This window comes from Mesorhizobium sp. MC2-1-1 (assembly GCF_057597255.1).
In genome coordinates this window covers 3,081,032-3,106,337 of sequence record NZ_CP195205.1, presented here as the reverse complement: position 1 = coordinate 3,106,337, position 25,306 = coordinate 3,081,032, and the positions used below count along the sequence as shown (strand labels likewise).

The 25,306-nt window shown below is 61.5% G+C and carries 24 protein-coding genes, 1 tRNA gene and 1 pseudogene; 11 read left to right on the top strand and 15 right to left on the bottom strand.

All coding sequences use genetic code 11. The annotated features are described in order from the left end of the window. Positions 1 to 7: 7 nt before the first annotated feature. The 5 genes from ACR64R_RS15450 to ACR64R_RS15430 form a co-directional block, all read right to left on the bottom strand. On the bottom strand, positions 8 to 1,075 hold the full coding sequence (locus ACR64R_RS15450) for a zinc-binding dehydrogenase (RefSeq protein WP_487357217.1): 1,068 nt from the start codon (positions 1,073 to 1,075) through the stop codon (positions 8 to 10). Positions 1,076 to 1,097: 22 nt separating this feature from the next. Then, the gene (locus ACR64R_RS15445) at positions 1,098 to 1,964 is read right to left on the bottom strand and encodes a glucose 1-dehydrogenase (RefSeq protein ID WP_487357216.1); all 867 of its coding nucleotides are present in this window, start codon (positions 1,962 to 1,964) and stop codon (positions 1,098 to 1,100) included. Positions 1,965 to 2,400: 436 nt separating this feature from the next. Beyond that, entirely contained in the window at positions 2,401 to 2,649 is a 249-nt protein-coding gene (locus tag ACR64R_RS15440; protein ID WP_487357215.1) for a conjugal transfer protein TraD, read from the bottom strand. A 1-nt stretch (position 2,650) separates the two neighbouring features. After that, positions 2,651 to 2,977, bottom strand: coding sequence for a conjugal transfer protein TraD (locus ACR64R_RS15435; RefSeq protein ID WP_487362452.1), 327 nt, complete (start codon positions 2,975 to 2,977; stop codon positions 2,651 to 2,653). A 261-nt stretch (positions 2,978 to 3,238) separates the two neighbouring features. Next, positions 3,239 to 4,438 (bottom strand): IS256 family transposase, encoded by a 1,200-nt coding sequence (locus ACR64R_RS15430; RefSeq protein WP_292591592.1) that lies wholly within the window; start codon positions 4,436 to 4,438, stop codon positions 3,239 to 3,241. A gap of 157 nt (positions 4,439 to 4,595) precedes the next feature. Here ACR64R_RS15430 and traA point away from each other — a divergent pair. The 3 genes and pseudogenes from traA to ACR64R_RS15415 form a co-directional block, all read left to right on the top strand. Further along, positions 4,596 to 7,631, top strand: a pseudogene (traA, locus tag ACR64R_RS15425) (Ti-type conjugative transfer relaxase TraA); the annotation flags it as partial. A gap of 128 nt (positions 7,632 to 7,759) precedes the next feature. Then, positions 7,760 to 7,975, top strand: coding sequence for a helix-turn-helix transcriptional regulator (locus ACR64R_RS15420; protein ID WP_487357214.1), 216 nt, complete (start codon positions 7,760 to 7,762; stop codon positions 7,973 to 7,975). A gap of 572 nt (positions 7,976 to 8,547) precedes the next feature. Beyond that, entirely contained in the window at positions 8,548 to 10,200 is a 1,653-nt protein-coding gene (locus ACR64R_RS15415) for a bifunctional AfsR/SARP family transcriptional regulator/alpha/beta hydrolase (protein WP_487357213.1), read from the top strand. A 322-nt stretch (positions 10,201 to 10,522) separates the two neighbouring features. On the opposite strand, the gene ACR64R_RS15410 is transcribed toward ACR64R_RS15415, so the two are convergent. After that, on the bottom strand, positions 10,523 to 10,768 hold the full coding sequence (locus ACR64R_RS15410) for a helix-turn-helix domain-containing protein (RefSeq protein WP_081295868.1): 246 nt from the start codon (positions 10,766 to 10,768) through the stop codon (positions 10,523 to 10,525). 118 nt (positions 10,769 to 10,886) lie between these two features. Between ACR64R_RS15410 and ACR64R_RS15405 the strand changes: the two genes are divergently transcribed. Further along, positions 10,887 to 11,462: a hypothetical protein gene (locus ACR64R_RS15405; protein ID WP_487357212.1), complete on the top strand. Its 576-nt coding sequence runs from the start codon at positions 10,887 to 10,889 to the stop codon at positions 11,460 to 11,462. A 409-nt stretch (positions 11,463 to 11,871) separates the two neighbouring features. Then, the gene (locus ACR64R_RS15400; protein WP_342634143.1) at positions 11,872 to 13,530 is read left to right on the top strand and encodes a recombinase family protein; all 1,659 of its coding nucleotides are present in this window, start codon (positions 11,872 to 11,874) and stop codon (positions 13,528 to 13,530) included. Here the strand turns inward: ACR64R_RS15400 and ACR64R_RS15395 are convergent. Beyond that, positions 13,487 to 13,563: transfer RNA gene (locus ACR64R_RS15395), tRNA-Met, on the bottom strand. The genes ACR64R_RS15400 and ACR64R_RS15395 overlap by 44 nt on opposite strands. 253 nt (positions 13,564 to 13,816) lie before the next feature. On the opposite strand from ACR64R_RS15395, the gene ACR64R_RS15390 reads away from it, so the two are divergent. Further along, positions 13,817 to 14,782: a Gfo/Idh/MocA family protein gene (locus tag ACR64R_RS15390; protein WP_487357211.1), complete on the top strand. Its 966-nt coding sequence runs from the start codon at positions 13,817 to 13,819 to the stop codon at positions 14,780 to 14,782. A 78-nt stretch (positions 14,783 to 14,860) separates the two neighbouring features. Here ACR64R_RS15390 and mnmA read toward each other — a convergent pair whose 3' ends face one another. Beyond that, complete coding sequence (gene mnmA / locus ACR64R_RS15385; RefSeq protein ID WP_487357210.1) at positions 14,861 to 16,051, bottom strand: tRNA 2-thiouridine(34) synthase MnmA; 1,191 nt, start codon at positions 16,049 to 16,051, stop codon at positions 14,861 to 14,863. A 255-nt stretch (positions 16,052 to 16,306) separates the two neighbouring features. Here mnmA and sciP point away from each other — a divergent pair, with 255 nt between their 5' ends. Further along, positions 16,307 to 16,582 (top strand): CtrA inhibitor SciP, encoded by a 276-nt coding sequence (gene sciP / locus ACR64R_RS15380; protein WP_006203587.1) that lies wholly within the window; start codon positions 16,307 to 16,309, stop codon positions 16,580 to 16,582. Between the two features lie 62 nt (positions 16,583 to 16,644). Here sciP and ACR64R_RS15375 read toward each other — a convergent pair whose 3' ends face one another. After that, complete coding sequence (locus ACR64R_RS15375) at positions 16,645 to 17,571, bottom strand: NADP-dependent oxidoreductase (protein ID WP_487357209.1); 927 nt, start codon at positions 17,569 to 17,571, stop codon at positions 16,645 to 16,647. Between the two features lie 90 nt (positions 17,572 to 17,661). Here ACR64R_RS15375 and ACR64R_RS15370 point away from each other — a divergent pair, with 90 nt between their 5' ends. Beyond that, on the top strand, positions 17,662 to 18,060 hold the full coding sequence (locus ACR64R_RS15370) for a winged helix-turn-helix transcriptional regulator (RefSeq protein WP_487357208.1): 399 nt from the start codon (positions 17,662 to 17,664) through the stop codon (positions 18,058 to 18,060). An 82-nt stretch (positions 18,061 to 18,142) separates the two neighbouring features. Here ACR64R_RS15370 and ACR64R_RS15365 read toward each other — a convergent pair whose 3' ends face one another. Then, entirely contained in the window at positions 18,143 to 18,520 is a 378-nt protein-coding gene (locus ACR64R_RS15365) for a flagellar export protein FliJ (RefSeq protein ID WP_487357207.1), read from the bottom strand. A 449-nt stretch (positions 18,521 to 18,969) separates the two neighbouring features. Between ACR64R_RS15365 and ctrA the strand changes: the two genes are divergently transcribed. Further along, positions 18,970 to 19,665 (top strand): response regulator transcription factor CtrA, encoded by a 696-nt coding sequence (gene ctrA, locus ACR64R_RS15360; RefSeq protein ID WP_006203583.1) that lies wholly within the window; start codon positions 18,970 to 18,972, stop codon positions 19,663 to 19,665. Between the two features lie 72 nt (positions 19,666 to 19,737). Here ctrA and ACR64R_RS15355 read toward each other — a convergent pair whose 3' ends face one another. Both ACR64R_RS15355 and chpT read right to left on the bottom strand, forming a co-directional pair. Beyond that, positions 19,738 to 20,106 (bottom strand): response regulator, encoded by a 369-nt coding sequence (locus tag ACR64R_RS15355; RefSeq protein ID WP_487362451.1) that lies wholly within the window; start codon positions 20,104 to 20,106, stop codon positions 19,738 to 19,740. A gap of 221 nt (positions 20,107 to 20,327) precedes the next feature. Next, positions 20,328 to 20,957 carry a histidine phosphotransferase ChpT gene (gene chpT, locus ACR64R_RS15350; RefSeq protein WP_487357206.1) on the bottom strand — a complete coding sequence of 210 codons (630 nt, stop codon included), beginning with the start codon at positions 20,955 to 20,957 and terminating at the stop codon, positions 20,328 to 20,330. Between the two features lie 384 nt (positions 20,958 to 21,341). On the opposite strand from chpT, the gene ACR64R_RS15345 reads away from it, so the two are divergent. Together ACR64R_RS15345 and ACR64R_RS15340 are read left to right on the top strand one after the other, a co-directional pair. After that, a complete protein-coding gene (locus tag ACR64R_RS15345) occupies positions 21,342 to 21,878 on the top strand; it encodes a DUF1134 domain-containing protein (protein ID WP_487362450.1) in 537 nt (178 codons plus the stop codon). A gap of 134 nt (positions 21,879 to 22,012) precedes the next feature. Beyond that, positions 22,013 to 23,155 carry a coiled-coil domain-containing protein gene (locus tag ACR64R_RS15340; protein ID WP_487357205.1) on the top strand — a complete coding sequence of 381 codons (1,143 nt, stop codon included), beginning with the start codon at positions 22,013 to 22,015 and terminating at the stop codon, positions 23,153 to 23,155. Between the two features lie 18 nt (positions 23,156 to 23,173). Here the strand turns inward: ACR64R_RS15340 and ACR64R_RS15335 are convergent, their stop codons facing one another. The 3 genes from ACR64R_RS15335 to ACR64R_RS15325 form a co-directional block, all read right to left on the bottom strand. Further along, the gene (locus ACR64R_RS15335; RefSeq protein WP_487357204.1) at positions 23,174 to 23,980 is read right to left on the bottom strand and encodes a TrmH family RNA methyltransferase; all 807 of its coding nucleotides are present in this window, start codon (positions 23,978 to 23,980) and stop codon (positions 23,174 to 23,176) included. A gap of 55 nt (positions 23,981 to 24,035) precedes the next feature. After that, a complete protein-coding gene (locus tag ACR64R_RS15330) occupies positions 24,036 to 24,374 on the bottom strand; it encodes an ArsR/SmtB family transcription factor (protein ID WP_487357203.1) in 339 nt (112 codons plus the stop codon). A gap of 158 nt (positions 24,375 to 24,532) precedes the next feature. Further along, a complete protein-coding gene (locus ACR64R_RS15325) occupies positions 24,533 to 25,303 on the bottom strand; it encodes a HugZ family pyridoxamine 5'-phosphate oxidase (RefSeq protein WP_487357202.1) in 771 nt (256 codons plus the stop codon). Positions 25,304 to 25,306 lie beyond the last annotated feature (3 nt).

Below are 25,306 nucleotides of genomic sequence, written 5' to 3'. Positions count from 1 at the left end.
TTCTAGCTCAAACCGTGACGAGAATTTTCATGTGGTTGACGGACTTGTCGAGAAGGGCTTCGAAACCCTTGGCGACGACATCGTCGGCCGAAATCTGCGCGGTGCAGATCTTTTCGACCGGCAGCAGTCCTGCCTCGACCATGCGGATGATCCGTGGCCAGGACTGCACGGGATAGCACCAAGTGGCCTCCACGGTGATATCCTTCAGTGCCCAAAGCATCGCGTCGATGGACGCAGGCTTCATGTGAAGGCCGGTCTGCACCACCTTGCCCTGACGACGGATTGAGGCAGCGCAAGCGTTGAGGCTGGATTCGAGGCCGACGCATTCGAGGGCAACATCGACGCCGACGCCTTCTTCCGTATGGTCGCGGATGAAGGTAGGTACGTCGTCCCTTGTCGGATCGAGACAGATCGCGTCGGGAACCAACTGCTTGGCGAGGCCACGTCGATAGGCATTTGGCTCGCTCACGAAGATGACGGCCGCGCCAGCCGCTCGGGCGGCAAGCAGAGTCAGTGCGCCGATGGGGCCCAGGCCGGAAATCAGCACAGTAGAACCCGAGGTCACCTCGCCACGGTCGACGGCATACACTGCAACGGCTGCCGGCTCGATCATCGCAGCCTGTACGTCGCTGACGCCTTTCGGCACTACGGCAATATTGTAGTCGTTCACGACAGCGTATTCCGCCATCCCGCCCCAGGCCCAACTCAGCCCAACGCAGCCCATCTTCTCGCTGAGGTGATAGAGGCCCCTGCGGCCGTAGTAGTCGTTGCGGGGCGAGATCAGCGGCTGGATCGACACCCGATCTCCGACCTTTACGTTGGCGGCGGCCGACCCCTTGTCGGCCACAATGGCGCTGAACTCGTGGCCGAGAATTTGCGGGTTGGTCGCGCCGGTATATGGGTGGGGTGTTTGCGGGGTGACGATCGGTCCGGCAATGTATTCATGAAGGTCGGTGCCGCAGATGCCGGTCACCAGCGGCTTGACGAGCACGTCGTTTGGGCCAAGCACTTGTGAAGGCCCGGCCACATCCTCGACACGTATATCCCTGGCTGCGTGAAACCTTACTGCTTTCATCAAATGCGCTCCTGAGACAAGTTCATGTCAACACCATTCCACCATCGACCATGAAGGTCTGCCCGGTCACATAATCCGACCCTGTCGACGCAAGGAATGTGGTGACGCCGGTGATATCTTCCGGCTGCGAATAGCGGCCGACCAGGATCGATTGGCTGAATTCGTTGATCGCTTGATCTGGCTTGTCCGTCAGGCCGAGCGTCATGAACTCGCGGTCTAGTTGTTCCCATAGCTCGGTGCGCACTACGCCGGGTGCAAACGCGTTGACGGTAATTCGGTCTGCGGCCAACGCGCGCGCCGCGGCTTGGGTCAACGCCACGACGGCGAATTTCGAGGCGCAGTAGTGAGCGAACAAGGGATAACCCTGTTTGCCGGCAATCGAGGCTGTGTTGATGATCTTGCCGCCGGCGCCCTGAGCCTTCATTTGCCGGGCGGCTTCCTGCGCCCCCATAAGTACGCTAAGAGCGTTCACATCCATAACGCGGTGCCAGTCGTCCTCGGTCACATCCATGAAGGCACAAGTCTGGCTGATGCCTGCATTGTTGAACATCACATCGAGCCGCCCGAAGGACGTCACCGTTGCGCCGATCAGTTCCCGAATGCTTGCCCTGTTGGCTACATCGACGCGGACAGCGATTGCCGAGCCGCCAATGCCTTCTGCAACTTGACTGGCAGCATCTAGGTTGATGTCTGCGACACAGACCCTCGCGCCATTGCGGGCGAGGTCGCGTGCTATCTCGGCGCCTATGCCTCGGCCTGCGCCGGTGACGATAATCGATTTGTCGGCGACAGAGCCTGACACCGTGTCCTCCCTGATCACGGTCAACCCAATTTTCGTTCTCTGCTGTGTGGCGGCATTGTTCGCTTTGCAGCAAGAACCGCGGAACATGCTCTCTCCAAGCCCGCACTAATGATGGTAGCCAGATGGGGTTAGACAGCCTGCGCTATTTTTCTCAATTTGAGAATTCCGATTGGCCTCATGGCCCGTTCGGCGATGTTGGCGATTCGCTTATTTCTGCCAGCTCAAGCGGCCCGAGGTCTCACATGGCGGTGTCAGGACTTGCGGGGAGGGGATCGCTGCAGGCTACCGGCTTGACCGACCCGTCCACTATAGCGATACCGTTTACTTGATCGGGCAATTTGCGCTCGGCTCCCGTCGTTGATCTCTTGAGTTACGTTCTGACCATGCTCGGCAAACGTTGTGTGCTGGTGGATTCCAGTGGCGGGCTCGCCACCTACATGGCGCGCACAATTACACAGCGGGACGTTCTGTTCGCGGTTTCCTTCCACTTTTACGCGACGGAAGTCGCCTGCGCCAACCATTGCTACGTTTGCGCGCCCTTTTGCTCTTCACGCCGGTCCGCATCGAACGCCTGCTCTCCTTTCCCGGCCCACAGGCCTCGCGCATGGTCGCCTTCATCGCTCTGCAACTTGGCGGCGATCCAAAGCAGCGCGCCGTAGATGGTGGCGCGATCGTCGTTGGTGAGCTCGACAATGCCTGCCTTGACGACGAGACCGCCGAGTTCAATCAGATGCCGGGTGCGCTTGCGGCGCTCGACCTGCCAGCTGCGCATGTCATGCCGAGCCAGAGCCGCTTGCCGGCGGTTGTGCGCTGCCTTGTTGCGCTGCAATGCTGCGTCGGTTGCGCTGAGATGCCGAAGCAGCTCGCCGGGAGCCGCTTTCGAAAAACATCACCCCACGCTTAGCCCATGCCTCACGCTTTGCGGCGTCTTTCGTCTCGGCGATTGCGACCAATGCGCCGGCCAGTTCCTCGGTGCTGAGTTGGTCGGCGCCGGTGGCGATCACCAGCTGGCCAAGTTGCTGCACCCTTCGCGTTTTGAGCTCTCGCGCTTTGTCCTCCAGCGCCTTCAGTTCGGCGTCGAAATCGCGTGGTTTGCGCATAGCTATCTCCATCGGTTGTCGATCGGAGGATGATAGGGGAGCGCCTGCCGGAAGGCTTCAGGGTTGCCGAGACAGCCCGGGACGGGCTGGTCCATCCCGAGATTTTTTCGAGGGAGGGCGCGCTTATACGTCGTGCCGACGTGCGGTTTGACGTGCAAATGATCTGGTCGCGATGGCGATCTATCATCTTCAGATCATGTCCCGGGCTGTGGTGTAGCTGGCGGCATTGGTCGCCGAGCTCTCCGGCATGGGCCGGGCTGATCAGCGCGCCACGGCTGGCAGGCTGATGAGGGGATCATCACTCATCTGGCTGATCGTCTCAAGGGTCATATAGCGGGCTCGCTGGACGGCCCACTCATCATTCTGTTCGAGCAGCAGCGCCCCGACGAGGCGCACGATCGCATCGTCGTTCGGGAAGATTCCGACGACCTCGGTGCGTCGCTTGATCTCGCCGTTGAGACGCTCGATCGGATTCGTCGAGTGGAGCTTGGCGCGATGTTCCTTCGGGAAGGTCATATAGGCCAGCACGTCGGGCTCGGCGTCATCCATGATTGTCGCCAGCTTAGGGACCTTGGGCCGGATCTGATCAGCGACGGCGCGCCATTGGGTGCTCGCGGCCTCGGGCGTTTCCTGGGCGAAGGCGGTGGCGATGAAGGCCGAGACGACCCTGCGGCCGCTCTTGCCGGCGTGCGCCAGCACGTTCCTCATGAAGTGGACGCGGCATCTCTGCCAAGTGGCGCACAGCACCTTGGTGACGGCCGCCTTGAGACCTTCATGTGCGTCTGAGACGACGAGCTTGACGCCGCGCAGGCCGCGGCGGGTGAGCTTGCGCAGGAACTCGGTCCAGATCGGCTCGGCCTCCGAGGCGCCGATCTCCATGCCAAGCACCTCGCGCCGGCCGTCTGCGTTGACGCCGACGGCGATGATGACGGCGACCGATACGATGCGCCCACCGCGGCGCACCTTTAGGTAAGTGGCATCGATCCACAAGTATGGCCAATCGCCCTCGATCGGCCGCTCGAGGAAGGCTTTCACCTTGCCGTCGATCTCCTCGCACAGCCGCGAGACCTGGCTCTTGGAGATGCCGCTCATGCCCATCGCCTTGACCAGGTCGTCGACCGAGCGCGTCGAGATGCCCTGCACATAGGCTTCCTGGATGACGGCGGTGAGCGCCTTCTCGGCCATGCGGCGCGGTTCGAGGAAGCCCGGGAAGTAAGAACCCTTCCTGAGCTTGGGAATGCGAAGTTCGACGGTTCCCGCTCGCGTTTCCCAATCCCGCTCGCGATAGCCGTTGCGTTGAGCGAGCCGCAACGGGGTCTTCTCGCCATAGCCGGCACCGGTGGCCGCGCCCACCTCCAACTCCATCAGCCGCTCGGCGGCAAAGCCGATCATCTCGCGCAGCAGATCGGCATCCGGGGTCTTCTCCACGAGCGTGCGCAGGTTCATCATGTCGTCGGTCATCGGTGGTCCTTCCGAAATGGGTTGGCGTCAACAACCAAACCCTACCGGAAAGCGCCGATGACCACCGACAGGCCGCTCACTCGCTACAGCACAACTAACGGCGCGCTCGCGAGCGGCTTCATAACCCTCAGCTACACCACCTGATGGGACACGATCTCATCTTCACGTCAAGGTCATTGGCCGCAAGGCAGGTTCAAGCGCAGTCGCGTCGGCCACCTACCGCTCGGCTTCGCGGCTACGCGATGAACGCATCGACCGCAGCCACGACTTCTCCGCCAAGCGCGGAGTCGTCCATTCCGAGGTGATGCTGCCTGCGAATGCACCGGAGGCCTGGAGCGACCGCGAACGGCTGTGGAACGATGTCGAAGCGTTCGAGGTACGCAAGGATGCACAGCTTGCGCGCGAGGTCGAGTTTGCGCTCCCGCGTGAACTAAACCAGGCGCAAGGCATCGAACTGGCGCGCGACTTTGTTCAGGCCGAGTTTGTCAGCCGAGGGATGGTCGCCGATCTCAACGTGCATTGGGACAGGGCGGAGGATGGCAGTCCCAAGCCGCATGCTCATGTCATGCTGACCATGCGGTCCGTCGACGAGAATGGTTTTGGGTCAAAGGTGCGCGACTGGAACGCTACCCATATGGTCGAACGCTGGCGCGAGCGATGGGCCGAGCTTGCCAATGAGCGCCTCGCCGAACTCGATATCGACGCCCGCATCGATCATCGCAGCCTGGAAGCGCAGAGCATTGCCCTGGAGCCGCAGACGCAGATTGGGGCTCCGGCGCAACGCATCGAAGGCGGTGACATTGACGCTTCGGGCATTGAAGCAGATCGCGCCGAGCTGCATCGCGAGATTGCGCGCAACAATGGTACGCGCATCATTGCCGATCCATCCGTGGCGCTCGATGCCATCACGCATCAGCAATCGACCTTTACACGAAAGGACATCGCGAAATTCGCGCATCGGCACAGCGACGGGGTGGATCAGTTCAGCGCGGTCATGTCAGCCATCAGCAATGCACCCGACCTGATTGAACTCGGCAAGGACGGACGCGGCGAAGACCGCTTCACCACCCGGCAGATGATCGAGACCGAACAGCGCCTGTATCGCGCGACGGAACGCATGGCCAGAGGTGAGCGTCACGCAGTTAGTGGAGCACATCGCGAGGCAGCGTTGGAGAAGGCGAAACAGGGCAGTCTTGTCCTGTCAGGCGAGCAAGCGGATGCGCTGAATCGCATTACCGACGGCCGCGGTCTTGGCGTCGTGGTTGGTTTTGCCGGAACGGGCAAGAGTGCCATGCTGGGCGTTGCGCGCCAAGCATGGGCAGCGGCGGGCTACGAGGTTCGAGGCGCCGCACTCTCCGGCATTGCGGCCGAGAATCTGGAAGGCGGTTCGGGCATCTCGTCTCGCACCATCGCCAGCCTGGAGCACAGCTGGGGACAGGGCCGCGATCTGCTCACCACGCGCGATGTCCTGGTGATCGACGAGGCCGGCATGGTCGGCACGCGCCAGTTGGAGCGCGTGCTCTCCCATGCGGCGGACGTCGGCGCAAAGGTCGTGCTGGTCGGCGATCCGCAGCAGTTGCAGGCAATCGAGGCCGGCGCCGCATTCCGGTCGATACACGAGCGACATGGCGGCGTCGAAATCGGTCAGGTGCGCCGGCAGCGCAAGGACTGGCAGCGTGACGCCACGCGCGACCTGGCGACCGGCAGGATCAATGCTGCGATCAGCGCCTATGACGCGCAAGGCATGGTGCATCAGGCTGCAACGCGCAATGAGGCGCGAGGTGAACTCGTCGCGCGCTGGGATCGCGACAGGCAGGCGCATCCAGAGGCAAGCCGGATCATCCTCACCCACACAAACGACGAGGTGCGCGCACTGAACCAGGCCGCACGCGAGCGCATGCGGGCTGCCGGCGATCTCGGCGACGATGTTCACGTGACTGTCGAACGCGGCCCAAGAAACTTCGCCAGCGGCGACCGCGTCATGTTCCTGCGCAACGAGCGCGGGCTTGGCGTCAAGAACGGCACGCTGGGTATAGTGGAGGACGTCAGCTCACAGAGCATGACCGTCCGCACCGATGACGGCAGATCGGTGCGCTTTGACCTGAAGGACTATGCCCATATCGACCACGGCTATGCCGCGACCATTCACAAGGCCCAGGGCATAACCGTCGACCGGACCCATGTGCTCGCCACGCCGGGCATGGATGCGCATGGCAGCTATGTGGCTCTGTCGCGCCATCGAGACGGAATGGACCTGCATTACGGCAAAGACGACTTCGCGACACGCGACCGGCTCGTCCGCACGCTGTCGCGCGACCGCGCCAAGGACATGGCGTCAGATTATGAGCAGATCGACCCAGCGCAGAGCTATGCCGAGCGGCGCGGTATCACCTTCCGCGAGCGTGTGGTCGACATCGTGCGCCGGATCATTCCAGAGAAGCTGCGCGACAGGATCGGCGGGCTGGTCGACGGGTTGCGCTCGCCTGCAGACGCCGAGCCCATGCAGGAACGTGGACCTGGACCGGGAAGGGAAGATGTTGGGGCGCAAATCGGAGATGCAGGCCCGCCGCCCGGCAGAGAAAATCTTGCCACCGGAGTGCCGCCCGACACGACTGCGCCATTGGATGCGGAAGCGGCTTTGCGCAGCGCTCGAACAAAGGCGCTTGTGCGTCACGCGCGCGCTCTCGAAGCGATGTCGCACAATGCAAATGCGGACGGGCAGGGCAGTCCCGAGCAGATGCGCGAGTTGACGGATGCCCGTAGCGCCTTCGAGAAGGTGCGGCCGTATGGCTGGCGCGATGCCGAAGCGGCTTATGTGAAAAATCCCGAGCTTGTCCGTGAGGCGGGGGCCGGCCGGGTCAATCCCGTCGTGCTGGCTCTTCAGCTCGAAACGGAAATCCGCACCGGGCCGGACGACGATCCGAGCCGCCGCGCCGACCGGTTCGTGGAACGCTGGCAAAAACTCGATCGCTCGAGCCAGCGGCAATACCAGGCCGGCGACATGTCCGGCTACAAGTCAACACGCTCGGCCATGTCCGACATGGCCAAGAGCCTTGAACGCGATCCGCAGCTGGAATCCCTGCTCGCCAACCGCAAACGCCAGCTTGGCATCAACGTGGATTCGGGTCGCCGCTTGGGCGCGGAACTGGCCCTCAGCCATGGCATCGGAAAGGGGCGGGGCATTGGGATCTAAGGAATGCCGATTTGCCGCCGTTTCCACTCCGCAGGCGGTTGAGGCGACAAACCTGATTGCGCTTAGGATCGGTTCGTCCTGTCTGTCCCAGCAGACATCAGCAAGAACCAGTGAGGTGCAGGCAAGCCATGCCCGAGCCGGATCGCATCATACGCCTCAAAACCGTCCTTGACCGGACCGGCCTGTCCCGTTCAACCATCTATCGCAAAATCGCCGAAGGCACGTTCCCGGCTCAGATCAAGATCAGTGTCAACGGGGCGGGCTGGCGGGAATCCGATGTTAATCGGTGGATCGCCGATCCTGATGCATGGCACACCAGCGCATCACGAAAAAACAGCGACTAGTGGCGGTGGAGTGGCACGTTGCTGTCAACGTTGAACAGTCCTCTCTGACGTAAATTCCACGACTGGGAAGGGGCCGCAACCGGACTGTCTGTTTTGCGATGTAAGCGGCACAATGCAGTCGGTCAGTTCAGCCCCGAAGGCGGTCTGAAGAGCGACAGGCCTATTGCGCCGCGAGAACTTTCCTTTTCAAGAAGCGGCCAAGATCGGTCAGACGCAGGAACGGATGAGGTCGGATCTGCGCAGCCTGCCGAGAAGCGATGATCGCAGCTCGATGGGCGTCTTGCCGTTCCAGATAGAATGCCAGTGCAAGTTCATGACGTGTCGGCCGAAAGCCACCGGGCGGCTGTGCTGTGGTTGACAATATCCTGGGCTGAATGGGCCAATCAGAAAGGCTGGGACTAAGCATATCATCCTCCCGCGGAGTGTGGATCCACGAACTCTCTCCTGTGGCCGTGAGATATGCGTACTAGGAACCGTGATTGGTTCGTGAAAAATGCGGCCCCCCCTAAATCGTGGTTGAAGTCGCGCCAGGTCCGGAGAACAATTGAACGTCGAACCTGGCTTACGGAGCGATGGCGCAACTTCAACTTCTGCTGTTCGGAGGCTTTACTCTTGCTGGAAGCGGACCTGCCGCCGCGGTGCTGAGCCGCAAAGCGCGCGGTCTGGTGACCTATCTTGCCCTCAATCCTGGACGACCCCATTCGCGTGAGAAACTCGCCGCGCTTCTATGGGGTGATACCGGAGAGCCGCAGGCGCGGATGAACCTCAGACAGGGCCTATCGGCGATAAGGAAAGCGTTGCCATCGGCCGGCGACCGGCGGCTCCTGGCGGACGGCGATACTGTCACCCTCAATCTCGACGACCTCGAGATCGATGTGGCACAGTTCGAGCGCCTGGTATCAGGAAGCGCGCCCGAGCAGCTTGAGCAGGCCGCGCTCCTCTATGCCGGTGATCTGCTCGATGGCTTCGTCCTGAGGGAAGAACCGTTCGACGACTGGCTAAGGCTGGAACGTGAGAGGCTGAGGACGATCTGGATCGGGGTTCTAGAAAAACTCCTCCACCAGCATGCGATGAAGGACAATCTGGCCGCCTATGTCCAGGCAGCAACGCGTTTGCTCGCATCCGATCCTCTCCGGGAAGATATTCACCGCGGCCTCATGCAAATCTATGCCCGCCAGGGCCGAGCGAACATGGCATTGAAGCAGTTTGCGCAATGCCGCGAGGCACTGCGCAAGCACTTGCAACTGGAACCGGACAACGAGACGCGTGAGTTGTATGACAAGCTCCGTGCCAGCCGTTTCGGACCGACCAGACAGAATACAGCACCGAGCGTAAGGGCCGAGGGGGCGGTCCCAGGCGCTAAACCAGTGCCGGCTTCGGTACGCCCCGAAACGCGCTATGTGAAGTCGGGAGGTGTTAGCATTGCCTATCAGGTTACCGGTGAGGGACCGTTCGACCTCGTCTACGTGCAGGGCTGGGTTTCCAATCTCGACTATGCTTGGGAATCTCCGCGGCTGACGCATGTGCTGCGCCGGCTTGGGTCATTTTGTCGGCTGGTCCGCATCGACAAGCGAGGCACCGGTCTTTCCGACCGCAATGTAGGGTTTCCGACGTTGCTGGAGCGGGTGGACGATGTTCGGGCGGTACTAGATGCAATCGGATCGCGGCGAACAGTGGTGTTCGGCAGTTCCGAAGGCGGCGTCCTTTGCATGCTCTTTGCTGCGACCTACCCCGAGCGAACCAAAGCTCTCATTCTTCATGGTGCATACGCCCTGGGACTGTGGTCACCGGAATATCCCTGGGCGAAGACCCGAGAGGAAATGGAAGAAGAATTGGCGGCGATCGGGCGAAATTGGGGAGAGCCTTGGGACTTGGGGCGCGGGGCGCCGAGCCTAGTGAACGATACGCACGAACAACAATGGTTCGCAGCCTATCTGAGGAGTTCGGCGTCACCTTCCGATGCGATCGCGCTGTGGCGCTGGGGCGCGGAAGTCGATGTCCGCAATATCCTGCACGCGATCCATGTGCCCACTCTGATCCTCCAAAGGAAGGGCGATCGATGGATCAAGCCCGAAGAAGCGCTTTACTTGTCCGAGCGCATCGCTGGCGCCACGCTTGTCGAGCTGCCGGGCGATGACCACCTGATTTGGGGCGCCGATTCGGACCGCCTAGTCGACGCGATCCAACACTATCTCACCCTCACATTTCCGGCGGAGGCCCGATAGAGCTGAAAGTTGGATTGTCTTCGTCCCGCTCATTGAAACGGATCGTCACGCTCAGTTTCGGGAGGATCATCGACCAACCACTCAGACCTTAGCGAAGAAATGCGCTGAGTGATGTGCTGCGGACCGCAGGCCGCCTTTAGAAAACACTCGCACCACGGTAGAAAAATGACCGGTCGTGGGCCGTGAATGGCCAACCCTGTTTGCTGACCACGTCAGCACTGAGGCAGCGGCGAAGCAGATCTCTACGGCCGACATTAGGCGCGTTGCTGACATTGATCGGGAAACAGATAGTCTTAAAGGCGCCTATAGATGCCGCCTTCGTCTAAGTGTTCGCGCTACCGCGTGACAAGCGGACACCAGGACCGCCGCCATTCTCTGGAATGAATTCTATTCCGGCTGCTTCGAGCGATAGCTTCAGCGCTTGCAGGATTGATTCAGATGCTGGTTTCGAACCACGTTCGAACTGCACGATTGTCCTCAAACTTACCTTGGATAAATCCGCCAGTCCCTGTTGAGAAATGTCGAGAAGCCCACGGGCCGCGCGAACTTGGGCCGCACTTACCTTCATTGTTCAAATGCCCTGTTGCGCAAAAAGCGCAAATATGCTTGTTTTAGGAAACGGCCGTTGGAAGTGGTTCCCCCGCTTCCACAGTCTAACCACGCCCACGCTTTGCGGAGCTCGGATCATGGCTGATTCCGACCATAGCACGACTATGCCTTTCGTCACGAATGGCAAGGACACGGCGTCGAACCGGTTGCCGGATGCAGATCCCCCGATTCTATTGCTCCGAGATTGGTTGCGGGCGCAGCATGTTTCTCAGGTCCTTTGCCGTCTTCAACAGCGTCTAGAGAGGCGTTATCTCGACGCTAGAGGCTCGGAAGCGATGGACAAGCAGGTCGCCTACTCGATCGCCTGCCAAGCGGAGGTTGAGTCCTCCACTGTGGCTTTGAAGCTTCAGGACAAGCTACCCCAAATACGGGCGCGGTCGCTTCTCGGTGTCGTCGCCAAGCTCGAGATCATCGCAGGCGCAGATCGCGAAATTGACGATCCAACGGATTTCCCCTGGCCGCATATTGCTTCGGTCCTTGCCGACTTGAAGGAAATCGCCGGGAGTGTGCCGCTTGAACGGCCTGAGCGAACCGTGGTCCAGGCGGACTGTAGGCCTTATCAGGAGATAGCGACCGATCTGATCGGTCTGCAAAAGCAGGCTTCTAATCTGCGCTTGAGGGAGGCGCCTGTCGTGGGTATTTGTTCAGGATAGAGGCCCTTCGGTCCACGGTGGTTGTTCAACCGACGCGACTTAGTGCTAACCCGCGTCTTTCGTTCCGGCAGGTTTGAGCCAGAGTGGCGGATCAGGGCGAAGTATGTCCGAATAGCACGCCCTGCTATCCCTTTCTGCGAGCGGCCATCGTGGAGAATTCCCTCGTCTCGCGCATGAGCACATTTTGCGAGACATGGAGGAGCTACGTTTTCTTGGCGTACGTGACGGCCGGCAGCCAACCTGCCGACTGCTATCGTTCGGGGTATTTTGCTCCCCGCCATTTTTGCCCCGTCGCAAGCTGTTCCTGCAATGGTGGTGAAGTCCCGTAAGCGGGTCTTGCGTGAGGCACCCGACCGGGCGATTCTGCGCCTTGCAAGCGCTCTCGCTCGCCAAGCGGCCCGCGAAGACCATGCGCGTGAACAGGCCGAGAAAATTCAACATGAGCCGAGCCGCGATCTACGCACGCTTCTCAACCGACCTCCAGAATGAGCGATCAATCGACGATCAGCTCGCTTTGTGCCGAGCATACGCAGAACGTGAGGGGTTGAACGTTGTCGCAACGTTTGACGACCGAGCACGCTCCGGTGGCTCCGTGCTGGGCCGTGACGGTTTACTTCACCTCATGGACAAAGCGCGTGAGCACGAATTCGACGTGCTCGTCGTAGAGGCACTTGATCGGCTCTCGCGCGACATGGAGGACCTAGCGGGTATTCACAAGCGCCTTTCATTTCTCGGCATCGAGATTCGTGCTGTTCACGAAGGCGTGGTGAACACGGTGTTGGTCGGCCTGCGCGGTCTCGTTGGCCAACTCTACCGAGAGGACATTGCTCACAAAGTCCGGAGAGGTCAGGCCGGCCGAGTCAACAAGGGGCTTCATGCCGGCGGATTGACCTATGGCTATTCGTACGTGCTGGGCGACCCGGGCAAGCGGATGATCGCAGAGGATGAAGCGGACATCGTGCGCCGTGTCTTTCGAGAGTATGTCGAAGGCCAGACCCCGCGTGATATCGCTCACAATCTAAACAGAGACCGCGTACCCCCGCCTCGCGGTCGAGCCTGGAATGCCTCCACCATCAATGGAAATGTGCACAGAGGGACGGGGCTGCTTCATAATGAGCTTTATGCTGGCCGCCTGATCTGGAACAGGGTCAGAATGATCAAGGATCCTGATACCGGGAAACGTGTCTCGCGTCCAAATCCCAAGGGTCAATGGCGAGTAGTCGCAGTACCGGACCTCGCCATTGTCTCGTCCGACCTCTTCGACGCAGCCCAAGCACGCAAAAAGGCCCGCGCAACCACCCATCCAAGCCATCAACGCCGACCACGGCATATGCTGACTGGGCTCCTGAGGTGCGGTGCCTGTGGTGCGGGAATGTCTTCAAAAGGAGTGGACAAGTCCAAGCGCATACGCATCCGCTGTTCCGCCGCCACAGAAAGCGGAACATGCGCCGATCCCAAGACCTTTTATTTGGATACGGTCGAAACTGCAGTTCTGAACGGCCTTACCGCCGAGTTGCGCCATCCTGAAGTGATTGCCCAGTACGTCCAGACCTACCATGAAGAACGGAAGCGCTTGGCAGCCGATACCGATGCCAGGCGCACCCGTTTGGAGCGACGGCTTGAAGAGGTAACCCGGGAGATCGAGCGGCTGGTCAACGCCATTGCCAAAGGCCACGGCGACCCAGCTGTACTGGGACCGCAATCAACAACATTGAATGAAGAGCGCAAGTGCATTTTGGCAGAGTTGGATCGAGTACCCGCTGCGACCGGAGTGATCGCGCTGCACCCTGCGGTGCTCGCCCGCTACGAGGAACAACTAAACCAACTTCAGACCGGGCTTGCCAAGGGCATTGCTTCCGGCGATTCCGAATGTGCAGATGCAATGCGTGATCTGGTCGAAACCGTCACGGTGTTTCGACATCCATCGAGGATTGGCGGCGTCGAAGTCGAAATCGCTGGGCGGCTAACGGCACTGTTGGGCGAGGGTGCCTTCCCCCACGGCGTCAAAGGAGTGGGGGGAATGGTGGTAGCGGGAGAGGGACTTGAACCCCCGACCCCAGGATTATGATTCCCGTGCTCTAACCAACTGAGCTACCCCGCCAGGGTGGCAAACGGCTCGAAAAATCCGTCCTGGATGGATGGATGTTCCAAGGCGTTTGCCGAGGTCGCGCGGATATAAGGTTGCGAGGGCAAGCCTGTCAAGCTTGGAAGCGGCCGACATGCCGGCATAATCCGGCTGGCATAATCCCGTCCCAGAAAAGCTTTGCCGGGCAGGCACTCAGCGCGAGTCCCGGGGTTGAGTTCGGCGGGGCACGTCGCTATGTCTCGGCCATGAAATTCTAGAGTTTGAGCGAATGAAGCCGCGCATCGCCGTCCTCGGTTGCGGATACTGGGGCAGCAACCATATCCGCACCCTCAAGGCGCTTGGCGCGCTGCATGCCGTTTCCGACGTCAACCGTGCCCGCGCCGAGGGTTTCGCCAGCGAGCAGGACTGTCTGGCGATCGAGCCGGACAGACTGTTCGAGCGAACCGACGTAGACGCCATCGTTATGGCTTTGCCGCCGCAATTCCATGCCGACACGGCGGTGCGCGCCGTCGAAAGCGGCAAGGACGTGCTGGTGGAAAAGCCGATCGCGCTGACTGTCGCCGACGCCGAGCGCGCGGTGAAGGCGGCAAAGGACAATGGCCGCGTCTTCATGGTCGGCCATGTGCTGCGCTTCCACCCCGCCTTCGAGACGCTGAAGGCGCTGATCGACACCGGCGAGCTCGGCGAGGTGCGCTACATCCATTCGCACCGGCTCGGCCTTGGCAAGTTCCATACCGAAAACGATGCGCTCTGGGATCTTGCCCCGCATGACCTGTCGATGATTCTCGCCATCACCGGCACCGAGCCGATCGAGGTCAGGGGCGAGGGGGCGGCGTTGCTCGATAATCTAAGTGACTTCGCGCATCTGCATATGCGCTTCCCGAACGGCCTGCGCAGCCATCTCTTCGCCTCGCGACTCAATCCCTATCGCGAGCGGCGACTGACCGTGGTCGGCACCAAGGCGATGGCTGTGTTCGACGACGTCGAGCCCTGGGAGCGCAAGCTTGCCGTCTACCGCCACGCCGTCTGGCAGGACAGCGGCCAGTGGGCGTTCACGGCCAACGAGCCTTCCTACGTGCCGGTCGGCGAGGGCATGCCGCTGACGCGCGAACTCGCCCATTTCATGCAATGCATCGAGACGCGTGCCAAGCCGCGCACCGACGGCGAGGAAGCGATCCGGGTGCTGCGCATCCTGACCGCGGGCACGGTGATCCATACCGGCTCGTCCGCCTGAGCCACTCCCGAGACGCCGGCGACGAGCCGCGCCAAATCTGGAACCTGAGAAAAGTCTGGCAGGCCGAAAGCCTTGATCTTACTCCGCGGGGATTTGCGCCGGCCTGGCTGCAAGCCTCGAAAGCATGGCCTCGGCTTCCGCGCCGCGCTCGGAACGTTCGATGAAGCCGCCGCCGAAGACGCGCGCCTCGTTGCCGTCGTCGGAGTAGAGAACGCAGGCCTGTCCGGGCGCGATGCCCGACTCGCCATCGGCCAGCTCGACCGAAGTCACGCCATTGAGGTGATGCAGCACGGCCGGGCGCGGCGGCCTGGTCGAGCGGACTTTCGCGAAGAGCTCAATTCCGCCGGCTGGAACGTCCGACAGCGGTCCGTCGCCCAGCCAGTTCATGGTGCGCAGATAGATCTTGTGCGTCTCCAGCGCCTCGCGCGGGCCGACGATGACGCGCGCACGGTCGGCGTCGAGATGGACGACATAAAGCGGCTCGCCCGAGGCGATGCCGATGCCGCGGCGCTGGCCGATCGTGTAGCGCAGAATGCCCTCATGGCGGCCAAGCACGCGCCCGTCGATATGGACGATGTCGCCGGGGTTGGCGGCCGTGGGCTTCAGCTTGGCGATGATGTCGGAATATCGGCCCTGCGGAACGAAGCAGATATCCTGGCTGTCCTGCTTGGCCGCGACAGTGAGCCCCATTTCCTCGGCGATGGCGCGCACCTGCGGCTTGGACAGGCCGCCGAGCGGGAAACGCAGATAGTCGATCTGCGCCTGCGTGGTGGCGAACAGGAAATAGCTCTGGTCGCGGTCGGCGTCGACTGGCCGGTAGAGCGCGCGATGAGCGCCATTGGCGCGCGAGCGGATATAGTGGCCAGTGGCCAAGGCGTCGGCGCCGAGATCCTTTGCCGTGGCTAGGAGATCGGCGAACTTGACCGTCTGGTTGCAGGACACGCAGGGGATGGGCGTCTCGCCGGCGACATAGCTCTCCGCGAAGGGGTCGATGACCGCCTTGCGGAAACGCTCTTCATAGTCGAGCACGTAGTGCGGAATGCCGAGCGTCTCCGAGACGCGGCGGGCGTCGTCGATGTCCTGTCCGGCGCAGCACGAGCCGGCGCGATGGGTGGCGGCGCCGTGGTCGTAGAGCTGCAGCGTCACGCCGACGACGTCATAGCCTTCGCGCTTCAGGATACCGGCGACGACCGACGAATCGACACCGCCCGACATGGCGACGACGACGCGGGTTTCTTCGGGACTGCCGGGAAGATCGAGGCTGTTCATGGTGCTTTCACTGTACGGCGCTCAATGCCAATGGCCGGAATATAGGTCAAGCGCCACGCGCGCGCCAGCTTACCGTCCAATGGCGAATTTAGGGGCAAAGTCGGAGCCTGGAGGCAGGTGTTTCAAATTCTAAAACAAATCCTAACCGGACGTTCACGATCCTTACCTAGTGATTAGGGTTCGCTTAGGCAATTTTTAAAGCTGTGGCGGTACTGTGGCGGGGATTGGGTCTTTGAGTTTTTAGTAGAGAGTACGATGACCGATCTGGTTAGACCTAGAGTCAAGTATGTTATCGGGCCCGACGGCAGCCCTCTTACGATCGCCGATCTGCCGCCGACGAATACGCGGCGCTGGGTTATCCGGCGCAAGGCGGAAGTGGTCGCGGCGGTGCGCGGCGGCTTGCTCAGCCTTGAGGAAGCCTGTCAGCGCTACAAGCTCACCACCGAGGAATTCCTCTCCTGGCAGGCGTCGATAGACGAATACGGGCTTGCCGGGCTGCGCACCACGCGGATCCAGCAGTACCGGCACTAGGCCGGATAGCCGCAAATCGAAAGGGCGCGGAACACCGCGCCCTTTTCGCTTTCGCACAAGCCTCAGACCGTCAGCACGATCTTGCCGATGGGTCGCGTAGCGAGGAACGCATGGGCTGCCCCGGCCTGGTCGAGCGGGAAGGTCTTTGCCACATGGGGCGAGAGCTTCCCTGCATCGACCAGCTTGGCGAGTTCGACAAGGCCTTCACGGTCGGGCGTCACGGACATGCGTTCAACACGGATGTTCCGCTCCTTTGCCCTCGTCCTGGAGGCGTCGTGAACGACCAGCAGGGACACCAGGGTGCCACCATCACGCACCACTTTCAGCGATTCATCGACATGGTCGCCGCCGATTGCGTCCAGCACCAGATCGACGTTGCGGACGTGTTCGGTGAAATTGCCTTTGGTGTAGTCGACGACGTCGTCGGCACCGAGCGTGCGAACGAAATCAAGCTTGTCTGGACTGACCGTGGCGATGACATAGGCGCCGCGCGCCTTGGCGATCTGCACCGCCAGATGGCCGACGCCACCGGCGCCGGCGTGGATCAGCACGCGTTGTCCCGATTGAAGGTGACCATGGCGGACGAGGCCCTGCCAGGCCGTCAGCCCGGCCAGCGGCAGGGCCGCGGCATGCGCATGGTCGAGGGCGGCGGGCTTCGCGGCGATCTCACCCGCGGGCACCGCGGCAAGCTCGGCATAAGCGCCGGCCTGTTTGGGGAAGCGCGGCATGCCGAACACGTGATCGCCGACTTTGAAGGTGGTCACGTCGCCGCCGAGCGCGGTGACAGTTCCTGAGATATCCCAGCCGAGAATGAAGGGCGGCTCGCCGAGCAGGGGGTAGAAACCACCACGCACGGCGCCATCGACGGGGTTGATGCCCGCCGCCTTGACGCGGACGAGCACTTCACCGGGTCCGGGCGAGGGGTCCGGCTGCTCGGCCACGAAAAGGACGTCGGGTCCGCCGATGGATTTCTGGATAACGGCACGCATGAACGCCTCCTGTTGGGGGAATGTGCCGCTATCATTTGGATAGTAACATACCATTGTCCAGTATGTACGTTTTGGATATATAGGCACCTGATGGATAGTGATGACGCACCTTTCGGTTACGATGCGTTCCGGCGTACCTGCCCGTCGCATACTGTGCTCGAGATGCTGGCCAGCAAATGGGTTTATCTCACAGTCTGCGCGCTGCGGCGCGGCCGGCTGCGCAATGGCGAATTGGCGCGCAAGCTTGAGGGCATCACGCCCAAGATGCTGACCCAAACACTGCGTGTTCTGGAGCGTGACGGCCTGGTCCGGCGCGAGGTGTTTGCGGTCATTCCGCCGCGCGTGGAGTATGAATTGACGGAGCTTGGCCAGAACCTGGCGGGGCTGCTCAGCCAGATCCGGTCGTGGGCGGAAGAGCATACGCCGGAAATCAAGGAAGCCCGAGCAAGGGCATCGGCTGATCAAGGCGACATGGCCGCTGCATCCTGAAGACGGCGGCAGGGCTGCTTCGACCGGCTGCCGGTCCTGAAGATGCCGGTCTGTCTCCGGCGACGACCAAATATGCGGGCGATCAGCCGATCATGGCGCTGCGGCCGCCGGTTTCGGCCTCGCGGATCTTGGTATCCCGTGATTCCAGCATCTCCGCCTTGGACAGCTCCGCTTCAGCTTCGCCGAGTAATGATTCGGCGCTGCTTCGCTGCTGGGCGAGGTCGCTTTGTGAATTTCTGAGGTTGTCGCGGCGAAGGCGAGCCGCCTTGGCGAAGGTCGGATAGGCGAAATGATTGATGTCGGTGATGCCGGCTTTTTTCTCTTCGGCGATGATCTGCGCCTCCAGTTCGACGGCCATGCGCTCGAACTCGGCGATCATCATGTCCAGCTGCAAGAGCTGCCGGCGCTTCTCATTCACCTGAAACTGCTTCAATCGAACGAGGTTTTCACGTGACTTCATGACTCGATACTCCGCAAACGCACACCTGCAATACCGTCCAACCCGCCCGGAACGGCCCAGGCGCCGCCCATTTCCCCCGGCTTTCCCTAGGCTATGGAAAACAAAGCCCTAAAGATTTTTGCCGGCGGTAACCATTCGTTTACGGGCATTGTTAATCATACGGGCGAGGACTTAAGGCCGGGTAAAAATTTCCGGCTCTCGGCAAAGCCCGGGCCTACGAGTCTCTGGAGTCACTTAGGCTGACTTATTAATGTGGTGCGTTAGCGGTTTTGGTCTGTGATTCGTTATTAGATTCAAGTGGGTGTAGAAAGGGGTTAAAAAATCTGATATCGTGGATGGCACGAAATTAGGATTTGTTAACCAGTCGGTGGCACCTTCTGTTCAGGCAATCACTGCTCCGGGTCCCGGACGGGTCGTGGCATGGCCCGGCAGCAGAAAAGGGGAATGAAATGCGTGTTCTGCTGATTGAAGATGACAGTGCAACCGCACAGAGCATCGAACTGATGCTGAAATCGGAGAGCTTCAACGTCTATACGACCGATCTCGGCGAAGAAGGTGTCGACCTCGGCAAGCTCTACGACTACGACATCATCCTTCTGGACCTCAATCTCCCCGATATGTCGGGTTACGAAGTCCTGCGCACGTTGCGCCTCTCCAAGGTCAAGACGCCGATCCTGATCCTGTCCGGCATGGCCGGCATCGAGGACAAGGTGCGCGGCCTCGGTTTCGGCGCCGACGACTATATGACGAAGCCTTTCCACAAGGACGAACTGGTGGCGCGCATCCATGCGATCGTGCGTCGCTCCAAGGGCCATGCCCAGTCGGTCATCACCACCGGCGACCTGGTGGTCAATCTCGATGCCAAGACGGTCGAGGTCGGCGGACAGCGCGTGCACCTGACCGGCAAGGAATATCAGATGCTGGAACTGCTCTCGCTGCGCAAGGGCACGACGCTCACCAAGGAAATGTTCCTGAACCATCTTTATGGCGGCATGGACGAGCCGGAGCTGAAGATCATCGACGTCTTCATCTGCAAGCTGCGCAAGAAACTCGACGCGGCGTCCGGCGGCCAGAACTACATCGAGACGGTGTGGGGGCGCGGCTACGTGCTGCGCGAACCGGAAGACATCCGCGTCAGCGCCTGAGCGATCGAGGCGATCTCGAAACAGAAAAACCCGGCTCAGGCCGGGTTTTTTGTTGAATACCGCGCCGGCGAATCAGGCTGCTATTTTCAGGACACGGAAGCTTTCGAGCAATTGCGCGCGGTTGAAGGGCTTCAAGAGGTAGCCTTGAGCGCCGGCCCGCCTGGCACGCATGATCGCCGCGGCATCGACCTCGACCAGCGAGATCAGGATCTGCGGCGTGATGGGGCTTTCCATCGCGCGGATGCGGCGGATGAGGTCCACAGCCTGGACATCGGTCAGTCCGCCATCGATAACGACGACATCCGGCATGTCGCCGGCGCACATCTCGGCAGCCTCGACCCCGGTCGATGCCTCGATTACAATCAGGTCCGAGCCACCGAGAATGCGTTTTGCGACCTTCCTGATGACGCTCGAATCATCGACGAACAGGCAGCGCTTCATATCCGGGTTCCTCTTTGCCATCTGCCGAACCGGCAACCTCCGGGTAAGCGGAAGCCACCATAGGCCAATCTGGTAAAGAAGCTGAAAAGCCGTTGGGTAAAGTTTTTCCAAAGGGCATGCCGCATCCTAGCTGGCCGCGGCACCGTCACGGCAATGGACCGCACGCTGCTGCGCCAGGACTGGCGGCACATATAGTGGGGATAAGCGGCCCTATCTTTCCACTATTCAGCCGTGAACACGATCTCGTCTGCCGTCGCGTGGATCGAGATCGTCATATTGGCCTCACGCGCCAGAAGAAGCGTGTAGTAGGGCTGGACCGAATGGGCGTCGATCGGCTCCTCCGGCTTGTGTCCGGAATGCAGTTCGAGAAATTTCGGCGGCACGCGCAGCATCGGGCCGCTGGCTGACAGCGAAAACCGCGGTTGGGTCTCGAGATTTTCCAGGGTGATCACCAGCTTGCCGCCGCGCGGGATTGCCGCATGGGCGACAAGAATGAGGTTCAGCAGCAGCTTGACCTTGTTCTTGGGCAAGAGCGCGCGGGAACCGTTCCATACCAGCTCGGGCTTCTCGTTCTTCAAGAAGGCAGTGGCCACGGCCTCGGCGTCGCCGGTATCGATCATCATGCCGGCGGAACCCGCGGCGCCGAAGGCGATGCGGGCAAACTGCAGCCGCGCCGACGCGTTCTTGGCGCTCTGGCGAATGAGCTTCATGGCGTCTTCGTCGGCGCCGCCCTCGTCAAGCAGTTCCAAGCCATTGTTGATGGCGCCGACGGGCGAAATGATGTCGTGGCAGACACGGCTGCAAAGCAGCGCCGCGAGATCGGGCGCGGAAAGGGTGAAGAGCTCGGCCATCGGTCAAATCCCTGCTTGCGTCACTTGTTCATGGCCGAGCGAACGTCTTCGCGCCTGTCCACGCGAATCACGCGCTTTTCCAAGGCTTTCTGAATACACAGCGCCCGAGCGCGCATCAACAAATCCGAAATTGTCGAGCGCAAAAATGACTTGTTTACAGGGGGAAAACCGGCCGCCGGGGCCGGGGCGCGGCCTTCGAACCGCCATCTTCCTGTGGGAGTTTAATGGTTGAAAAAGGATTACGGCATAGTTTGCCCGTGATAGCCACCCTCAACGGCCGCCAAGAGCCGCAGGGGTGCGAGGCGTCGGCGAAAGTGCTCCCTGACGGAGATTGGAAGCATGTTTTCCCGATACTACGACCGGACGTTTGTCCGTGTCCTCACCATGACCATCACACTTCTGGGGGCTTTGGTGCTTTCGGCCTCGGCATCGCGGGCCCAACAGTACACAGCTCAGGAAATCGTCGATTCCGGTCATAAGTTCTTCGGCGAGACGTCTGGCGGGCTGGCCACCGTCGTGGAGAAGATATTTGCGTCCTACGGCCTGCCCAACGGCTACCTGCTGGGCGAGGAAGGATCCGGCGCGTTGATCGGCGGCCTGACTTATGGCGAGGGCACGCTCTACACCAAGAATGCTGGCGACCATAAGGTGTTCTGGCAAGGGCCGTCACTCGGCTGGGACTTCGGCGGCGAGGGCTCGCGGGTGATGATGCTGGTCTACAACCTCGACGACATCAGCAGCCTCTACAACCGTTTCGGCGGCGTCGCCGGTTCGGCCTATGTCATTGCCGGCGTCGGCTTCAACGTTTTGCAGAGCAACCGCGTGCTGCTCGTTCCGATCCGCACCGGCGTCGGCGCCCGTCTCGGTGTCAATCTCGGCTATCTGAAGCTCACCGAAAGACCGACCTGGAACCCGTTCTGACCGGGTTCAGCCCGCTAACTCCGCTCGGACAGTGCTGAAGGCGCCGCGGCAAGCTCTTGCCGCGGCGCTGAATTTCCGCCATGCCAAGGTGGCTCAGTCCAGCGATTGCCGCTCCGTAATGTGGAAAGCACGCCTTGGTCCAGTCGGTCCTGTTCTTTGTACTCGGTTTCCTTTGCGCCGTTTTTCTGGTGTCGCTGATCGCGCCGGCGGTCTGGCGGCGGGCCGTCGTCCTGACACGCAGGCGTCTGGAGGCCTCTCTGCCTCTGACACAGGCCGAAATCCAGGCGGACAAGGATCGGGTCCGGGCGGAATATGCCATGACGACGCGCCGGCTCGAGATAACCGTCAAGAACCTGCAGGAGAAGACGGCCGAGCAGGTGGTGGAGATCGCCCGAGGGCGTGAGGCCTTGAAGAGCCTGGCGGTCGAATTGCAGGAAAAGAACGAGGTGCTAGCCGACCTGCAAGCCAAGAATGCGGAGCTCAGGCAGCGCGAGGAGGATTTGCACCGCCTGTCGGAAAAGCACGCGCAGACGGAGCGGGAGTTGGAGAAGCGGGGGCTGGAGCTGCGGAAGCTCGAGCAGATGTATGACGATGCCAGTTTCTCGTCCTCGAACCGGCAGATCGAGCTGGTTGCCCGCGAATCGGAACTGGAGAAGCTCGCCAGCGACATTGCGATGCTGCGCGGCCAGCGCAAGGAGGCGGACAGGCGAAACCAGGAGATCGCCTTGGAAAGCAAGGGAGCGCGCGAAGCGTTGAAGGCGGAGAAGAGGAGAACCGCCGAACTCGACAAGAAGGTCGAGAGGCTGCTCGCGACGCTTGCCGACCGCGAGGAAAAACTCGACCGGCGCGAGAAGGACCTCGCTCGAATGCGTGAGCGGTCCAAGGACATCGCCGCTGCAAACGGCGTTGCGCGGCTGGTTCCCGGCCCCGATGCGAAACGTGACGACGTCGACGGGGCAATCGCGAGGCTGGAGGCTGACCGGGAACGGCTCGAGGCAAGGCTGACTGCGCTGGCGCGCGAAAACAAGCGGCTGAAGACCGATCTCGCCGCCTCGGGAGCGGCAAGATCCGAATCGACGGCCGATGCGCGACCCGGCGCCGGCCTTCGCGAGCAGATGAACGAACTGGCGGCCGAGGTCGTCAACCTGACGATGAAGCTCGACGGGCCGGATTCCCCCATCGCCAAGGCCCTGGCGGGCGAGGGGCAACAAAGTGGGCGCGGCGTCAGCCTTGCCGATCGGGTGAGGGCACTGCAGAAGGCCAGCTCGACCAACTGAACAGATGCTGCGACTGTTCTACGGGGCGACGGCTTGCGAAAAATGATGCAGGGCGATGGCCGACGCTGCCGCGACGTTCAAGCTGTCGAAACCTTCCGCCATGGTGATCCTCACCGTTTGCAGCCTGGCGAGCAGGTTCGGCGGCAGGCCTTCACCTTCGGTGCCGAGATAGAGTGCCAGCCTGGCCGAACGCTCCGAGTCTAGGATGTCCACCTCTCCACGCGGCGATAGAGCGAACTGGCTGAAGCCAAGCCGGGCGAGCGTCGCGGTGAAGGTTCCGGTATCGCCGAAGGATGCGAAGGGAACCTTCAGCGCCGCCCCGACCGAAACGCGAATAGCCTTGCGGTAGAGCGGGTCGCAGCAGGTCCGGTCGAGCAACACCGCGTCCGCCCCGAAGGCCGCGGCATTGCGGAAGATCGCCCCCATATTGTCGTGGTTGGATATGCCGACCAGGACGACCGTCAATGAGCGCCGCGGCAGGGTTTCCACCAGAATCTCGGCGGGCACCGGCTCGCCACGCGTGCCGATCGCCAGGATGCCGCGATGCATGTGGAAGCCGGCTATCCGGTCCATGACCTCGCCGCCGACCACATAGACCGGAAAATCGGAAGGCGCCTTGTCCAGGATCGACTGCAGGCCCGCTAGCCTGTTTTCGAGGATGAGAGCCGACTCGGCGGCGAAGCGCCCGTTCGACAGCAGCAGCCCCAGCACCACCTTGCCCTCGGCGACGAAACGGCCATGCCGCCCGACGAGGTCGCGCTCGCGGATGTCGAGATAGGCGGCGACGCGCGGGTCCAGAGGGTCGTCGATGGGGATGAGCTTCATGCAAATCTCGCCGGGAAAAATTGTCAGCGAGGTAAGAGGCCTTGGATGGCGCGGGTCAAGCCCCGGCGCGGCGCAGCCGGTGGGCCATCTGGGAAAGATCGCCTTCGCCGAAAATGCCTTCCAGCATGTGCAGCAACTCGCGCGCTGCTTCGGATTTGCAGGAATAATAGATCATCTGGCGGTCGCGCCGGGTCTCGACGAGATCGACCGCCCTCAGCTTGGCGAGATGCTGCGACAGCGCGGACTGGCTGAGTTGCACCTTCTCGGCGATAGCGCCGACCGACATCTCACCTTCGATCAGATAGGCCACGATCAACAAGCGCTTCTCGTTGCCCATGAGAGTGAGAAACGCGGCCGCCGATTCCGCATTGGCGATCAGTCGATTTGAGATCATAGATCCCCCAAGGGTCTTGGCTCATCCTGGCGCCAGGGGGCAATGGCGCCTGAATCCACAATGTTCAGATGTCGATGGGCGCTGCTGAATCAGCGTCAAAACAAAGGTAGATCATTTCGTTCAAATCTCAAGCGTTGCTTTCGCCAGCGCGCGATCAACTATCGTTCTTGCTCCGCCGCTCGTGCCGTCCTGGCCATCTCGACCAGTACCGAACGCAATTCTCGTGCGGTCTGCAGGGGGCGAGGAAAGAAGATCCTGCAGGTCGCGTCCTGCGTGGCGAGATCCATGCCGTCGGCATCGAAGCCGATGGCGATCCAGCCGTCGCCCGCGGCGCGGCCGAAGTGACGGGCATAGAGGGCAATCGCGTCGCGATGGTCGGCATTCATGTGGTCCAGCGCGGATTGCTCGCTATCGGCCAACTCCTCGACAAGGGCGCCACCGCTGATGAAATCATCGCGGTCGAGTAGATACGCCTTGCCGAAGCCGCCATTCAGGCTGGCGCGCTCGGGTTCGAGCCGGAAGAACGAGAAGTCCCCGAGCCCAGCGTAGAGCTTCGCTTTCGGATTGCGGTTGAGGTAACGCCGTTCGGCTCGGACCTGGTCGGCCGAGCCTCGCTCCAGCCTTTGGGCTCGGCATACCAGGCCGATGCGGGGATGCGCCAGCGGATCGCCCTTGCCGGGTTCACCAAGCAGCAGCGAGCAGCGCGGATCGGCGATAAGCGCAGTGGTATGCGCGGACAGCATCGAGACCAGGATCAGCGGCGCGCCGTCGATGTCGGTGGCGACGCCAACCCTGCTCGCCAAGGGCACGCCGGTGCCGGGCTCGATCACCGCGATCGCGCCGAAACGCGCGGCACGGATCAGGGTTTTTGCCAGCCTGATCGCTTCGGCGTCGGTCCGGCGAATGACGTCTTTCTTCGACTCGGTCACAAG

Coding starts and splice junctions, on each gene's coding strand:
- ACR64R_RS15355 (WP_487362451.1), bottom strand. CDS start 20,106: ATGAAGCGCTGCCTGTTCGTCGATGATTCGAGCGTCATCAGGAAGGTC.
- ACR64R_RS15420 (WP_487357214.1), top strand. CDS start 7,760: ATGCCCGAGCCGGATCGCATCATACGCCTCAAAACCGTCCTTGACCGG.
- sciP (WP_006203587.1), top strand. CDS start 16,307: ATGACCGATCTGGTTAGACCTAGAGTCAAGTATGTTATCGGGCCCGAC.
- ACR64R_RS15390 (WP_487357211.1), top strand. CDS start 13,817: ATGAAGCCGCGCATCGCCGTCCTCGGTTGCGGATACTGGGGCAGCAAC.
- ACR64R_RS15445 (WP_487357216.1), bottom strand. CDS start 1,964: ATGTTCCGCGGTTCTTGCTGCAAAGCGAACAATGCCGCCACACAGCAG.
- ACR64R_RS15375 (WP_487357209.1), bottom strand. CDS start 17,571: ATGCGTGCCGTTATCCAGAAATCCATCGGCGGACCCGACGTCCTTTTC.
- ACR64R_RS15400 (WP_342634143.1), top strand. CDS start 11,872: ATGCGCGTGAACAGGCCGAGAAAATTCAACATGAGCCGAGCCGCGATC.
- ACR64R_RS15430 (WP_292591592.1), bottom strand. CDS start 4,438: ATGACCGACGACATGATGAACCTGCGCACGCTCGTGGAGAAGACCCCG.
- ACR64R_RS15415 (WP_487357213.1), top strand. CDS start 8,548: ATGGCGCAACTTCAACTTCTGCTGTTCGGAGGCTTTACTCTTGCTGGA.
- ACR64R_RS15405 (WP_487357212.1), top strand. CDS start 10,887: ATGGCTGATTCCGACCATAGCACGACTATGCCTTTCGTCACGAATGGC.
- ACR64R_RS15365 (WP_487357207.1), bottom strand. CDS start 18,520: ATGAAGTCACGTGAAAACCTCGTTCGATTGAAGCAGTTTCAGGTGAAT.
- ctrA (WP_006203583.1), top strand. CDS start 18,970: ATGCGTGTTCTGCTGATTGAAGATGACAGTGCAACCGCACAGAGCATC.
- ACR64R_RS15450 (WP_487357217.1), bottom strand. CDS start 1,075: ATGAAAGCAGTAAGGTTTCACGCAGCCAGGGATATACGTGTCGAGGAT.
- ACR64R_RS15335 (WP_487357204.1), bottom strand. CDS start 23,980: ATGAAGCTCATCCCCATCGACGACCCTCTGGACCCGCGCGTCGCCGCC.
- ACR64R_RS15440 (WP_487357215.1), bottom strand. CDS start 2,649: ATGCGCAGCTGGCAGGTCGAGCGCCGCAAGCGCACCCGGCATCTGATT.
- ACR64R_RS15345 (WP_487362450.1), top strand. CDS start 21,342: ATGACCATCACACTTCTGGGGGCTTTGGTGCTTTCGGCCTCGGCATCG.
- ACR64R_RS15370 (WP_487357208.1), top strand. CDS start 17,662: ATGGATAGTGATGACGCACCTTTCGGTTACGATGCGTTCCGGCGTACC.
- ACR64R_RS15435 (WP_487362452.1), bottom strand. CDS start 2,977: ATGCGCAAACCACGCGATTTCGACGCCGAACTGAAGGCGCTGGAGGAC.
- chpT (WP_487357206.1), bottom strand. CDS start 20,957: ATGGCCGAGCTCTTCACCCTTTCCGCGCCCGATCTCGCGGCGCTGCTT.
- ACR64R_RS15330 (WP_487357203.1), bottom strand. CDS start 24,374: ATGATCTCAAATCGACTGATCGCCAATGCGGAATCGGCGGCCGCGTTT.
- mnmA (WP_487357210.1), bottom strand. CDS start 16,051: ATGAACAGCCTCGATCTTCCCGGCAGTCCCGAAGAAACCCGCGTCGTC.
- ACR64R_RS15410 (WP_081295868.1), bottom strand. CDS start 10,768: ATGAAGGTAAGTGCGGCCCAAGTTCGCGCGGCCCGTGGGCTTCTCGAC.